Consider the following 13,257-nt stretch of genomic DNA (forward strand, 5'->3'; position numbering starts at 1 on the left):
CAGCGCCCTGGCGGCGGCGAGCAGCGCCAGGGCCAGCCCCAGCGTCACACCGACCACCGCGCCGGCGGCCAGCGCGCTCACGGCGAGCGCGCCGCGACCACGCCGATCGACCAGTCGCAGTTCAAGGGCCCCAAGCGCGGCGGCAAGCCGGCCGCGGAGAAGCGCTGGACGCCGCTGGACTAAGCTAAGCAATTCCTCCCCCGCTGGGGGAGGTGGCTCGCTGCGCAGCAGCGAGACGGAGGGGGCCTGCTGAGTCAGCAAGCCCCCTCAGTCAGCCATGCGGCGGACAGCTCCCCAGCGGGGAGCAATTGGTCTAAGATCGATAGTCGCCGTTGATCGCGACGTACTGCTTGGTCAGGTCGCAGGTCCACATGGTCGCCGAGGCGCGGCCGACGCCGACGTCCACCGACACCTCCAGCTCCTGGTTTTTCATGTAGGCGCTCATCTTGGCCTCGTCATAGGTCGGCGAGATCAGGCCGTCCTGCGCGGCGACCAGCGGCCCGAACTGCACCTTCACCCGGTCGCGGTCGATCGGCTCGTCGGCGCGGCCCACGGCCATGACGATCCGGCCCCAGTTGGCGTCCTCGCCGGCGAAGGCGGTCTTGACCAGCGGGCTCTCGCAGATCGTGCGGGCGATCTTGCGGGCGCTGGCCGAGCTCTCGGCCCCGCTCACCGTCACCTTCACGAACTTGCTGGCGCCCTCGCCGTCGCGAACCAGCTGCAGCGCCAGGTCCATCAGCACCGCCTCCAGCTTCTCGCGGAAGTCGGCCAGCCGCCGGTCGCCGGCGCGGCTGATGCTCGGCGCGCTGGACTGGCCGGTGGCGAACAGCAGCAGGGTGTCGTTGGTCGAGCGGTCGCCGTCCACCGTCACCGCGTTGAAGCTGTTGCGCGTGTAGAGGCTGGCCAGGGTCTGCAGCGCCGTCGAGGAGATCTTCGCGTCGGTGGCCACAAAGGCCAGCATGGTGGCCATGTCGGGCGCGATCATGCCCGAGCCCTTGGCGATGCCGGCGATGCGCACCTTCTCGCCGTCGATGGTCGCCTCGGCATAGGCGCCCTTGGGAAACGTGTCGGTGGTCATGATCGCCCGCGCCGCGCCGGCCCAGCCGTCGTCGGTCAGCTTGGCTTCCACGTCGGGCAGCCGGTGGGCGATCTTGGTGTCGTCCAGCAGCACGCCGATCACCCCGGTCGAGGCGACCATCACGTCGCGCTGGCGGCAATCGAAGCGCTTGGCCACGGCCGAAGCCACCCGCCGCACCGCGTCCGCGCCCGGCTTGCCGGTGAAGGAATTGGCGCAGCCGGCGTTGACCACCAGGGCGCGCACGTCGGCGCCCTTGGTCATCTCCAGATGCTTCTTGCACCAGTCGACCGGCGCTGAGCCGATGCCGTGGCGGGTGAACACGCCCGCGCCGGCCGTGCCCTTGGCGAAGCGCATGACCAGCAGGTCCTCGCGCTCGTGCTTGTAGAAGCCGGCCCGACCCGTCGCCAGCTGCACGCCGGGGATCGCCGGGATCTGCGGAAACGGCACGGCCAGGGGCGAGACCGGAAGCGCGCCCTTCGCGGGCTTGGGCTCCTCGACCTTGGCCGCAGGTTCGGTCTTCTTGGCGGCGCGCTTGATGGCGGTCGCCAGCGGGTCGACGATGGCGCCGGCCAGCGCCTCGACGGGCTTGGCGGCGGCTTCCAGCGCCTTGCCGGCGGTGGACTTGATCGGGGCGGCCTTCTTCGGGGCGGCGGGGGTCTTGGTCATGGCTGGGCGGCCTTGGCTGGGGCGGCGGACGCGGCCGGGGCGGCCTTCGTCGCAGGAGTTTGCGGAGCGGTCTTCGGGGCGTCGGCGGGTTCCTTCGGCTGGCCCGGCACGTCTTGCGGCGCGCCGATCAGCGTCTGGACCTTCGCCCGGCTTCGGAGCTTCTCCAGCAGGTCGCGGACCTGGTCATAGGTCAGGAAACGCACGATCTGCGGCCGCGCGGCCTCGAAGGTGATCGGCTGCTCCAGCCGCCGGTCCTCGATCTTCAGGATCGCCCAGCCGCCCTCGATCGCGAACGGGCCGACGATGTCGCCGGCCTTGCCGGTCTTCAGATTGGCCGCATAGGCCTCGGGCATGACGTCGACCGTGAAATAGCCGAGGTCGCCGCCGTTGAACCGGGTCGCCGCGTCAGTGGAGCGTTCCATGGCCAGGGCGTCGAACGAGGCGCCGGTGGTCAGCAGCTTGCGCACCGCCGCAGCCTCGGGCTCGGTGGCCACGACGATCTGGCGGGCGCGGATCTCCTCCGACTGCTTGGCCAGCTTCAGTTGCTCCTGGTAGAGGCCGCGGATGGCGTTGTCGTTGACCGCGTCGGAGACCACGCTTTCCACCAGCATGTCGCCCAGGATGCGCTCGCGCGCCGCGGCCAGCCGCTTCTGGGCGACCGGGTCCTTGTCGAGCTTGCGGTTCAGCGCCTCGGCGGCCAGCAGCTTTTGGTCGACCACCTCGTCCAGCACCCGGCGGAACAGGTCCGAAGAGACGTCCAGCGGCTCGCCGTCGCCGATCAGCCCCTGGGCCACCGCTTCGCGCTTGACGTCCGAGGCCCACACCGTCTTGCCGTCGACCTTGGCCACGGCGGTGTCGCCAGGCGCGGGCGCGCCCTCGGTCCCGCCGCGATCGCCGCAGGCGACCAGCAACGTCGCGGCGACCAGCATGACTGCGGCCAGCGCCAGCGCGTTCGGGACGCGACGGAAGGCGGAGTTCGTCATTGTCGACGTACCTCGTGTGCGAAAACCGCCCGCAGGCGCTTGCCCGTCCCTAGCCAACTCGGCGCGGGGATGCAAAGGTCGCGCCCGATCTAAAGCCGCTCGGACCGGATAACAGCCGTTGCGGCCTCAATTTTTTCGGAGGAATCATTTCATGACGCGTGAAGCCGTAATCGTCTCCTACGCTCGGACCGGGATGGCCAAGTCCCAACGCGGCGGGTTCAACATGACCCCGACCGTCACCATGGCCGCCCACGCGATCAAGCATGCGGTCGAGCGCTCGGGCGTTGACAAGGCCGCCGTCGAAGACGTGATCCTCGGCAACGTGGCGCACGGCGCCGGCAACCTCGGCCGCCAGGCCGCGCTGCTGGCCGGCCTGCCGATCACGACCTCGGGCGTGACCGTCAACCGCTTCTGCTCGTCGGGCCTGCAGACCATCGCCACCGCGGCCAACTACATCCGCAACGACGGCGCTGAAGTCGCCATCGGCGCCGGCGTCGAATCGCTGTCCTTCCCGGGCGGCGGCGGCGGCGGCGACAACTTCGACAAGAACCTGGTCGCCCAGTATCCGGCCATCTTCATGCCGATGATCGACACCGCCGACATCGTCGCCGAGCGCTACAAGGTCAGCCGCGAAGTCCAGGACGAGTACAGCCTGGAATCCCAGCGCCGCATGGCCGCCGCCCAGCAAGCCGGCAAGTTCAAGGACGAGATCGTCCCGCTCGCGACCAAGATGAAGGTCGTGAACAAGGAAACCAAGGAAGAGAGCATCGTCGACTACGTGGTCGACCGCGACGAGTGCAACCGTCCCGACACCACCATCGAAGGCCTGCGCAAGCTCCAGCCGGTCCGCGGCGAAGGCAAGTTCATCACCGCCGGCAACGCTTCGCAGCTGTCGGACGGCGCCGCCGCCGTGGTGCTGATGGAAGCCAAGGCCGCCTCCAAGGCCGGCCTGACGCCGCTCGGCGCCTTCCGCGGCTGGGCTGTCGCCGGCTGCGAGCCTGACGAAATGGGCATCGGCCCGGTCTTCGCCGTTCCGCGCCTGCTGGAGCGTCATGGCCTGAAGGTCGACGACATCGACATCTGGGAACTGAACGAAGCCTTCGCCTCGCAGTGCGTCTATTCGCGCGACAAGCTCGGCATCGACCCGGAAAAGTACAACGTCAACGGCGGCTCGATCGCCATCGGCCACCCCTACGGCATGACCGGCGCCCGCCTGACCGGCCACATCCTGCAGGAAGGCAAGCGCCGCGGCGCCAAGTGGGGCGTTGTCACCATGTGCATCGGCGGCGGCATGGGCGCCGCAGGCCTCATCGAGATCTACTAAGCCTGGCCCAATAAGCCTGACCTGACTTGAAAACTGCCCCCTCCCCCGCTCATCCCGGCGAAAGCCGGGACCCAAGCTGAGTTTCAGCCGAGCGGGGGATGGGTTTCTACACCTACATCCTGGCGAGCGGCCCGCACGGCACGCTCTACACCGGAAGCACCGACGACCTTCCGAAGCGGATCTTCGAACACAAGGAGAAGGTCCGGCGCGGTTTCACCGCCAAGTACGATGTCACTCAACTTGTCTGGTTCGAGGCCTTCGAAGGTCGCGAAGCCGCCTTTCGGCGCGAACGCCAGATCAAGGAGTGGAAGCGGCGCTGGAAGATCGCGCTGATCGAGGCGCCAACCCGACCTGGCGCGATCTCTATCCCGAGCTAAATCGCCTTATCTCATTTGATTGAAAGCCCGCTTGGGTCCCGGCTTTCGCCGGGATGAGCGAAGGGTGGGCGCCCGGCTCACCATTTTGTTGAGTCTCCACCCTCGCGTTGACACTGGCATGGGTGCTGCTTAAGTCTCGCGCGCCCTGAAAAGAGCGGAATTTCCGGGCAGGCGAGCAGGCTTAGAGGCGCCGCCGTCGGGCCCTCCCGCAAATCCGGAACGATTTCCCTTGAGCATCTTCCAACGCTTCTTCGGCTCCTCGAACGACCGCAAGGTCAAAGGCCTCAACTCGCGGATCGCCAAGATCAACGCGCTTGAGCCGAAGATGCAGGCGCTGTCCGACGCCGAACTTCGCGGCAAGACCCAGGAATTCAAGGACCGCCTGGCCAAGGGCGAAACCCTCGACCAGCTCCTCGAAGAAGCCTTCGCCGTCGTGCGTGAGGCCTCGCGCCGGGTGCTGGGCCAGCGCCACTTCGACGTCCAGCTGGTCGGCGGCATCGTGCTGCACAACGGCGGCATCGCCGAGATGCGGACCGGTGAAGGCAAGACCCTGGTCGCCACCGCGCCGACCTATCTGAACGCGCTCTCCGGCAAGGGCGTGCACGTCATCACCGTCAACGACTACCTGGCCCAGTTGCACGGCGACTGGATGGCGCAGGTCTACGCCTTCCTCGGCCTGTCCACCGGCGTCATCGTCCACGGCCTCAGCCAAGGCCAGCGCCAGGCCGCCTATCAGGCCGACATCACCTACGGCACGAACAACGAGTTCGGCTTCGACTACCTGCGCGACAACCTGGTCTACGACCCGAGCGAAATGGTCCAGCGCGGCCATAACTTCGTGATCGTCGACGAAGTCGACTCCATCCTGATCGACGAAGCGCGCACGCCGCTGATCATCTCCGGCCCGACCGAGGACCGCAGCGAGCTCTACAAGACCATCGACCTGGTCATCAAAGAGCTGATCCAGGACCCGTCGACCTTCGACCACGACGAGAAGCAGCGCCAGGTCATCCTGACCGAGGAAGGCTCTGAAAAGGTCGAGGAGCTGCTGACCGTCGGCGGTCATCTCGACCCCGACTCGGCCGGCCTCTACGACGCGGCCAACGTCTCCATCGTCCATCATGTGAACCAGGCGCTGCGCGCCAACGTCCTCTACACCCGCGAGAAGGACTACATCGTCCGCGCCGGCGAGGTGATCCTGATCGACGAGTTCACCGGCCGCATGATGCAGGGCCGCCGCCTGTCCGAGGGCCTGCACCAGGCCATCGAGGCCAAGGAAGGCGCCAACATTCAGCCCGAGAACCAGACCCTGGCCTCGGTCACCATCCAGAACTACTTCCGCCTCTACACCAAGCTCTCGGGCATGACCGGCACCGCCGCGACCGAGGCTCAGGAGTTCGGCGACATCTACAAGATGGACGTCTCTGAAATCCCGACCAACCGCCCGGTCGCGCGGATCGACGAGGACGACGAGGTCTATCGCACCGAGCGCGAGAAGAACGCCTCGATCGTCAAGCAGATCGAGGCCTGCTACGTGCGCGGCCAGCCCATCCTGGTCGGCACCGTCTCGATCGAAAAGTCCGAACAGCTGTCCGAGCTGCTCAAGGCCCACAAGTTCGAGCACAACGGCAAGACCCAGAACGGCGTCCCGCACAACGTCCTGAACGCCCGTTACCACGAACAGGAAGCCATGATCGTGGCCGACGCCGGCGTGCCCGGCGCGGTGACCATCGCCACCAACATGGCCGGCCGCGGCACCGACATCCAGCTCGGCGGCAACATCGACATCCGCGTCCTGAAGTGGCGCGAGGAGCAGCGCGGCCTCGGGATCGAGGTCACCCCGGAGGCCGCCGCCGAAGAGCGCACGCGCATCGAGAGCGACACCAAGGCGCTGAAGGAACAGGCGCTGGCCGCCGGCGGCCTCTACGTGCTCGGCACCGAGCGCCACGAAAGCCGCCGGATCGACAACCAGCTGCGCGGCCGGACCGGCCGTCAGGGCGACCCGGGCCACTCGAAGTTCTTCCTGTCCTGCGAGGACGACCTGCTGCGCATCTTCGCCGGCGAGCGTCTCGACGCGATCATGCGCACTTTCGGCGTTCAGGAAGGCGAGGCGATCACCCACAAGTGGCTGAACGCGGCCATCGAGAAGGCCCAGAAGCGCGTCGAGCAGCGCAACTACGAGATCCGCAAGAACCTGCTCAAGTACGACGACGTCGTGAACGACCAGCGCAAGGCCGTGTTCGAGCAGCGCGCCGAGTTCATGACCGCCTCCGACCTCTCGGAAATCATCACCGAGATGCGGCAGGACACCATCGAGGACCTGGTCGAGCGCCACCTGCCGCCCAAGGTCTACGCCGAACAGTGGGACATCGCCGGCCTGACCGAGCGTGTCCAGGAACTGCTCGGCCTCGACCTGCCGCTCGCCGCCTGGGCGGCCGAGGACGGCATCGCCAACGAGGAGATCCGCGAGCGCATCCAGCAGGCCGCCGACGCCCGCGCCGCTGAGCGCGAAAGCGCGATCAGCCCCGACCAGATGCGCAATCTGGAAAAGAGCTTCCTGCTGCAGATGATCGATCTGCAGTGGCGCGAGCACCTGATGCACCTCGACCACCTGCGCAACGTCATCGGCCTGCGCGGCTACGGCCAGCGCGATCCGCTGAACGAGTACAAGACCGAGGCCTTCTCGCTGTTCGAGAAGCTGCTGGTCGACCTGCGCCAGAACGTCACCCGCTGGCTGATGACGGTCGAGTTCCAGTTCGCCGAGCCCGAACCCATCGCCCCGCTGTCCGGCTTGACAGAAGTCCATATGGACCCGCTCACTGGCGAAAACGCGGCCCAGATGGGCGCCCTGCCTGACGGTCTCTCGGCCGAACAGCGCCAGGCCTTGCCGATCACGGCCCTGCCCGACGGCTGGGAGCACACAGGCCGCAACCAGGTCTGTCCCTGCGGCTCGGGCAAGAAGTTCAAGCACTGCCATGGTGCGCTGATCTAGGGGACCCGAGCAGATGGCCGACTTCCTCTTCCAGGTCGACGGCTTCTGCCCAGTCTGCGAACTCCCCGCCACCTTCGCAGCCAGGGATCCCTGGCTGCGGGACCACTTCCTCTGCCAGACCTGCAACGCCCAGCCGCGTGAGCGGGCGTTGTTCTCGGTGCTGACCCAGCTGCGGCCCAACTGGCGCGAGCTGTCGATCCACGAAAGCTCGCCCGGCACCGCCGCCAGCCGCCGCCTGGCCGAGCAGGCGCCGGGCTACCGGGCCAGCCAGTACGATCCCTCGATCCCCTGGGGCTCGACCCATCCGGCCGGCGGCTGGCGGGCCGAGGACCTCGAGCGCCAGACCTTCGCCGACGCCAGCTTCGACCTCGTCGTCACCCAGGACGTCATGGAGCACGTCTTCGCCCCCGACCTGGCCCTGCGCGAGATCGCTCGCACCCTGAAGCCGGGCGGCCTGCACGTCTGCACCGTGCCGATCGTGAACAAGGAGAAGCCGTCCGTCCGCCGCGCCGCGCGGCGGGCCGACGGCGGCGTCGAGCACCTGCTGGAGCCGGTCTATCACGGCAATCCGATGGACCCGAACGGCTCGCTGGTGACCATCGACTGGGGCTACGACATCGCCGCCTACTGGGACTCGGTCAGCGGCCTGACCACCACCATCTGGACCATCGAAGATCTCGGCCGCGGCATCCAGGCCGAGTACATTGAGGTGCTGGTGTCGCGCAAAGCGGGCCTGCCCGACCTGACCGGCGACGTTCGGCCGGCCCGCAAGGGCCTGTTCGGCAAACTCTTCGGCTGACGACGGTAGGCTGCTAGGCTCGGCCGATAATGGGAGGAGCCAGACCATGGCCGACGGTGCAGTTCAGGGTCTCGTCCACGACAAGTACGCCGGCGTGCGCACGGCGTTCGAAGCCAATCTCGACAGCGGCGCCGACATCGGCGCCTCGTTCTGCGCCACGGTCGAAGGCGAGACCGTCGTCGACCTCTGGGGCGGTTTCGCCGACGAGGCCCGCACCCGCCCCTGGCAGCGCGACACCATCGTCAACGTCTACTCGACCACCAAGACGATGACCGCCCTGACCGCCCTGCTGCTGGCGGACCGCGGCGAGCTCGACTTCGACGCCCCGGTGGCCCGCTACTGGCCGCAGTTCGCCGCCGGCGGCAAGGAAGCCGTCAAGGTCAGCCACCTGATGAGCCACTCGGCGGGTCTTTCGGGCTGGAGGGAGCCGCTGGTCAAGGAGGACCTCTACGACTGGGACAAGGTCACCGCTCTGCTGGCGGCCCAGGCCCCCTTCTGGGAGCCGGGCACGGCGCCGGGCTATCACGGCCTGACCCAGGGCTATCTGGTCGGCGAGGTGGTGCGCCGCATCACCGGCAAGAGCCTGGGGACCGTGTTCCGCGAGGAGATCGCCCAGCCGCTCGACGCCGACTTCCATATCGGCCTGCCGGCCTCCGAGGACGCCCGCGTCGCCGAGCTGATCGCTCCGCCGCCGGCCGAGGCCGGCCTGGGCGGCGGGCCGCAGAGCGAACTGCAGGCCAACATGTCCGACAACCCGCCGCTCGAGGTTTCGGAAACCCGCACCCGCGCCTGGCGCGGCGCGGAGATCCCGGCCGCCGGCGGCACCGGCAACGCCCGCTCGGTGGCCGAGGTGCAGTCCCTGCTGGCCAACGGCGGCGTCGCCAAAGGCAAACGGATCCTGTCGGAAGCCGGCTGTCGAAAGGCGCTGGAGCTGCAGATCGAAGGGCCGGACCTGATCCTCGGCATCCCCGCCCGCTTCGGCATGGGCTTCGGCCTCGCCGGCGGCGCGGTGCCGCTACCCAATCCCAACACCATCTACTGGGGCGGGTATGGCGGCTCGCTGGTGATCATCGACATGGATGCGCGCACGACCTTCGCCTACGCCATGAACAAGATGGCGGGCGCCACGACCGGCGACATGCGCGCCTTCAGCCTGGCCATGGCGATGTGGGAAGCATTGGGCTGAGGACGGCGCGCCCGTACGCGCCGCCCCAGCCCGCAGGCTTCTAGGATGGCCAGATCCTAGTCGCCTTTCTTCTTCTCGGCCGCGGTGACCACGCCGTCGCCGTCGCCGTCCTGTTCGGCGAAGGCGCGCACGCCCGAGGCCTCGAATTCGGCCGGCGTCATCTTGCCGTCCTTGTTGCTGTCGAGAACGCCGAAGCGGACATGCGCCTGGCGCATCTGGCGCACGCGCTGCTCCTCCTTGCGCTCAGCGCTCTCGTTCGAGGCGGCCAGCTGGGCGGTCAGGCGGCCCTCGTACTCGCCGACATACTCGGCCTCGGTCAGGGCGCCGTCCTTGTCGGCGTCCATGGCCGCGAAGCGCTGGTCGCGGACGGTCTTGAACTCCGCGGCGGTCACCTTGCCGTCCTTGTCGAGATCGTAGTCGGTGACGAAGGCCGAATGCTCGTGCGGCGCGGCCTGGGCCGTGGCCGCGCCCAGCGCCAGCAGCGCGGCGGTCATGGCGAGGGGAAGACGGATGCTGGTCATGTCGGTCGGTCCTATTGGGTCGCTTCGAAGGTCAGGGTGTACGAGTAGCTGCGGTACGGGGTCTCGGCCCCGGCCGGCGCGGCCGTGCGGTGACGGATCAGCGCCAGATAGGTTCCGGCGTCCGGCGGGGTGATCGCGAACCGGCCGGCGGCGTCGGTGGTGATCTGGCCGGCGAGCTGCTTCTTGCCGTCATAGGCGCCGGCGCTCCGGAACACCTCGACATGGGCCCCGCTGACCGGCTTGCCTTCGAACAGCAGCTCGAAGCTGGCCGGCTGGGCGGCGAAGATCTCGCTCGGGTGGGTGATCGGGCGCAGCTCCAGGCTCTTGCCGGTCGGCGCCAGGGCGTCCGGGCTCGGACCGCCGCGGGTCACATAGACCTCGGCCAGGGTCATGCTCTGCACGTCGACCAGCTCGGCGCCGGCCGGCTTGTCCTTGCCCTCGCTGATGATCCACTGGCCCTTGGCGTCGCGGTACATCCTGCCTTTGCGGCCGAACCGCTCGCCTGACGACACGCGATAGGTGCCTTTCGCCGCGATCGGCGCCTCGAACACCGCCAGGTCGCGCAGATAGGTCACGCCCGAGATCGGGGTCACCGCCCCGCCCGGCCCGCGCACGTGCCAGGCGTCCGACTTCATCACCACCTCGGCCTGGAACGGGTCCTCGGTGAAGCTCGCCTGGACGGTGACGTGGTCACGGTCGGTCAGGTCGAACAGGTTCGGCAGTATGTAAGGCATGTGCGCTTGCGCCATACCCGGCGCCGCCGCCAGCACTCCGGCGCCTGCCAGCGCCGCAAATCCGATACGCCCCATTGGGTCCCCTTCATCAGTTCGTATGCCGCCGACTAATGCACTTGCGACTCACTTGCAATTGACTTTCGAATGCTGCATTGACGGCCTCGTCGAAGCGCCCACGGGGGGCGTCACGCGAGTCATATGCTATTGACTCGCACTTGCATATCATTTGGAGAGATCGATGGCGCGTGGACGGTACGGACTTCTGGCGGGGGCCTCGGTCCTGCTGCTGGCCGGGGCGGCGGACGCTCAGCAGGCGCCTGAGGGCGCGGCCGCCCAACTCTCGCTCGGCCGCATCGTCGTCTCCGCCGGCGCCGAAAAGGTCGCCATCGACACGCCGCAGGCGGTCACCGCCCTCGACCAGGACGATATCGACGACGCCCAGGCCACCACCATGGGCGACCTGCTGGAAGCCATTCCCGGGGTCAGCGTGGTCGGCGGCGTCTCAGCCCTCGGCCAGGGCTTCAACATCCGCGGCATGGGCACCGGCATCGCCGACTCCGACAGCCGCATCCTCACCCAGATCGACGGGGTGACGAAGTTCTACGAGCAGTACCGGATGGGCGCGCTGTTCAGCGAGCCGGACATGTACAAGCGCGTCGAGGTCCTGCGCGGCCCGGCCTCGTCCACCCTCTACGGGGCGGGCGCCCTGGCCGGGGTGGTCAACTTCACCACCAAGGACGCCTCGGATTTCCTGACCGGCGACGACCGCTTCGCCTTGCGCCTGCGCGCCGGCTTTGAGACCAATTCCGAAGGGCTGTTCGGCACGGCCATCGTCGCCGGCCAGCCGGCCGAGAACCTCGACCTCTTGGCGATGTACACCCGCCGCGAGGCCGACGACTACGAGAGCGGCGACGGGACCACCGTCATCCCCTCCGGCGTCACCTCCAGCTCCTACCTGCTGAAGGGCCGCTACTATATCGGCGGCGACCAGGACCACAGCATCTGGGCGACCTACCAGAATTGGCTATCCGACAGCACCCAGATCTACGACCAGGCCGAGGCTTTCGGAACCACGCCGGTACGCCGCAAGGTCGACGACATCACCGCCACCTTCGGCTACGAAAACGACTTCGGCGGCTCCAAGCTGTTCGACCTCGAGGCCCAGGTCTCCTACGCCAATTCCAAGGTCGAGCAGCGCGAGACCACCTTCCTCTCCGGGGTGGTCTATTCCGAGTTCTCCTACGAGACCTGGCAAGGCCGCATCCAGAACACCTCGCGCTTCGACTGGGGCGAGGACTGGACCGGCTTCCTGTTCCTCGGCGCCCAGGCCTACACGCAGGAGCGGCGCAATCCGCGGGTCAACGCGGCCGGGAACACCACCCCCGGCGCGGCCACCCACCCCGAAGGCGATATGGACAAGTACGGCCTCTACGCCCAGGCCGAGCTGATCTGGTCCGACAAGCTGACCATCATCCCCGGCGTGCGCGTCGACTGGACCAAGCTGCAGCCCGGCGCCGGCGTCACCAACCGCACCGAAGTCGAGGACAGCGCCGCCTCGCCCAAGCTGGCCGTGCTCTATTCCTTCACCGACAACTTCGCGGTCTTCGGCTCGATCGCGCGCACCGTGCGCATGCCGGTGCTGGACGAGATCTACAGCCGCACCAGCGCCACGGCGAACAACTTCAGCCTCAACCTGAAGCCTGAAGAGTCAGACAACTTCGAGGGCGGCTTCACCCTCTCGTTCGACGACGTGCTGACCCAGGGCGACGCGGTCCGCGCCAAGGTCACCGCCTTCCGCAACGACGTCTCTAACCTGATCACCCGCGGCACGGCCAACTCGGCCTACTTCGTCAATGTCGGCGAGTCGCGGTTCGAGGGCGTCGAGATCGAAGCCGAATACGCCTCGCGCAACCTCTTCGCCCGCGCCGGCCTCTCGCGCATCGAGGGCGAGAACCGCCTGACCGGCCTGCCGCTCAACACCATCCCGGCCGACGAGCTGGACATGACCGTCGGCTGGCGCTTCACCGACCAGAACCTCTCGGCCGGCTGGCGCGGCGAGTTCGCCGCCGACCAGGAGGACATCGGCCCGGGCGGACGCCGCACCGGCGGCTACGGCGTGCACGGCCTGTTCGTGACCTGGACGCCGGACCAGGGCCCGTTCGAGGGGCTGGAAGTCCGCGCCGCAGTCGACAACGTCCTCGACAAGCAGTTCCGCCGCCATCTGCAGTCGCTCGACGCCGAAGGCCGGACCTTCAAGCTGACCCTGGCGCGGACGTTCTGATGTTCGCGGTCACGCCCACACGCACGCTCGCCTTCGCGGTCTCCGCGGCGCTGAACCTCGGCCTCATCGCCCTGGTCATGCGCTCGGCGGCCGACGAGCCGCCCGTGTGGGACGAGACCGTGATCATGGCGGAGTTGGTTCAGGTCCGGGGCGGCGCGAATAACGCCCCGGCCCCCACGTCGGCGCAGGCTCCTTCCTCCCCTCCTCGGGAGCCTGCGCCGACGACTTCCGCCTCTGTCCCCGCGCTGCCCCAGCCGCGTGAGGCGCCTGCCGCGTCATCGTCGGCCGCCGCCACGCCGGCCCCCTCGCCCGCACC

11 protein-coding genes and 1 pseudogene are annotated in these 13,257 nt (G+C 68.2%); 8 read left to right on the forward strand and 4 right to left on the reverse strand.

Annotation, left to right across the window (positions count from 1 at the left end; all coding sequences use genetic code 11):
• Positions 1–183, forward strand: a 183-nt coding sequence (locus tag OUA97_RS21970; protein WP_267234228.1) for a hypothetical protein, incomplete at its 5' end; no start/stop codon positions are given.
• 130 nt (positions 184–313) lie between these two features.
• Here OUA97_RS21970 and argJ read toward each other — a convergent pair.
• Both argJ and OUA97_RS21980 read right to left on the reverse strand, forming a co-directional pair.
• A complete protein-coding gene (gene argJ, locus OUA97_RS21975; RefSeq protein ID WP_267234229.1) occupies positions 314–1,744 on the reverse strand; it encodes a bifunctional glutamate N-acetyltransferase/amino-acid acetyltransferase ArgJ in 1,431 nt (476 codons plus the stop codon).
• A complete protein-coding gene (locus OUA97_RS21980; protein ID WP_267234230.1) occupies positions 1,741–2,727 on the reverse strand; it encodes a peptidylprolyl isomerase in 987 nt (328 codons plus the stop codon). The genes argJ and OUA97_RS21980 overlap by 4 nt, the downstream gene beginning before the upstream one ends.
• Positions 2,728–2,878: 151 nt before the next feature.
• Between OUA97_RS21980 and OUA97_RS21985 the strand changes: the two genes are divergently transcribed.
• The 5 genes from OUA97_RS21985 (at position 2,879) to OUA97_RS22005 (ending at position 9,405) form a co-directional block, all read left to right on the forward strand.
• On the forward strand, positions 2,879–4,051 hold the full coding sequence (locus OUA97_RS21985) for an acetyl-CoA C-acyltransferase (RefSeq protein WP_267234231.1): 1,173 nt from the start codon (positions 2,879–2,881) through the stop codon (positions 4,049–4,051).
• Positions 4,052–4,149: 98 nt separating this feature from the next.
• A complete protein-coding gene (locus OUA97_RS21990) occupies positions 4,150–4,428 on the forward strand; it encodes a GIY-YIG nuclease family protein (protein WP_323691102.1) in 279 nt (92 codons plus the stop codon).
• Positions 4,429–4,657: 229 nt separating this feature from the next.
• On the forward strand, positions 4,658–7,420 hold the full coding sequence (gene secA / locus OUA97_RS21995) for a preprotein translocase subunit SecA (RefSeq protein WP_267234232.1): 2,763 nt from the start codon (positions 4,658–4,660) through the stop codon (positions 7,418–7,420).
• Between the two features lie 13 nt (positions 7,421–7,433).
• Positions 7,434–8,219 (forward strand): class I SAM-dependent methyltransferase, encoded by a 786-nt coding sequence (locus OUA97_RS22000; RefSeq protein ID WP_267234233.1) that lies wholly within the window; start codon positions 7,434–7,436, stop codon positions 8,217–8,219.
• Between the two features lie 46 nt (positions 8,220–8,265).
• Positions 8,266–9,405 (forward strand): serine hydrolase domain-containing protein, encoded by a 1,140-nt coding sequence (locus tag OUA97_RS22005; protein ID WP_267234234.1) that lies wholly within the window; start codon positions 8,266–8,268, stop codon positions 9,403–9,405.
• 56 nt (positions 9,406–9,461) lie between these two features.
• On the opposite strand, the gene OUA97_RS22010 is transcribed toward OUA97_RS22005, so the two are convergent.
• Entirely contained in the window at positions 9,462–9,926 is a 465-nt protein-coding gene (locus tag OUA97_RS22010) for a hypothetical protein (RefSeq protein WP_267234235.1), read from the reverse strand.
• Positions 9,927–9,937: 11 nt separating this feature from the next.
• The gene (locus OUA97_RS22015) at positions 9,938–10,735 is read right to left on the reverse strand and encodes a DUF4198 domain-containing protein (RefSeq protein WP_267234236.1); all 798 of its coding nucleotides are present in this window, start codon (positions 10,733–10,735) and stop codon (positions 9,938–9,940) included.
• Positions 10,736–10,898: 163 nt separating this feature from the next.
• Between OUA97_RS22015 and OUA97_RS22020 the strand changes: the two genes are divergently transcribed.
• Positions 10,899–12,941: a TonB-dependent receptor domain-containing protein gene (locus OUA97_RS22020; protein ID WP_267234237.1), complete on the forward strand. Its 2,043-nt coding sequence runs from the start codon at positions 10,899–10,901 to the stop codon at positions 12,939–12,941.
• Positions 12,941–13,257 (forward strand): annotated as a pseudogene (locus tag OUA97_RS22025) (hypothetical protein); the annotation flags it as partial. The gene OUA97_RS22020 and the pseudogene OUA97_RS22025, both read left to right, overlap by 1 nt.

The sequence above is a fragment of the Phenylobacterium sp. 58.2.17 genome (genome assembly GCF_026411515.1).
Lineage (GTDB): Bacteria > Pseudomonadota > Alphaproteobacteria > Caulobacterales > Caulobacteraceae > Phenylobacterium.

Coding starts and splice junctions, on each gene's coding strand:
- OUA97_RS22005 (WP_267234234.1), top strand. CDS start 8,266: ATGGCCGACGGTGCAGTTCAGGGTCTCGTCCACGACAAGTACGCCGGC.
- OUA97_RS22010 (WP_267234235.1), bottom strand. CDS start 9,926: ATGACCAGCATCCGTCTTCCCCTCGCCATGACCGCCGCGCTGCTGGCG.
- OUA97_RS21985 (WP_267234231.1), top strand. CDS start 2,879: ATGACGCGTGAAGCCGTAATCGTCTCCTACGCTCGGACCGGGATGGCC.
- OUA97_RS21990 (WP_323691102.1), top strand. CDS start 4,150: ATGGGTTTCTACACCTACATCCTGGCGAGCGGCCCGCACGGCACGCTC.
- OUA97_RS22020 (WP_267234237.1), top strand. CDS start 10,899: ATGGCGCGTGGACGGTACGGACTTCTGGCGGGGGCCTCGGTCCTGCTG.
- OUA97_RS21980 (WP_267234230.1), bottom strand. CDS start 2,727: ATGACGAACTCCGCCTTCCGTCGCGTCCCGAACGCGCTGGCGCTGGCC.
- OUA97_RS22015 (WP_267234236.1), bottom strand. CDS start 10,735: ATGGGGCGTATCGGATTTGCGGCGCTGGCAGGCGCCGGAGTGCTGGCG.
- OUA97_RS22000 (WP_267234233.1), top strand. CDS start 7,434: ATGGCCGACTTCCTCTTCCAGGTCGACGGCTTCTGCCCAGTCTGCGAA.
- argJ (WP_267234229.1), bottom strand. CDS start 1,744: ATGACCAAGACCCCCGCCGCCCCGAAGAAGGCCGCCCCGATCAAGTCC.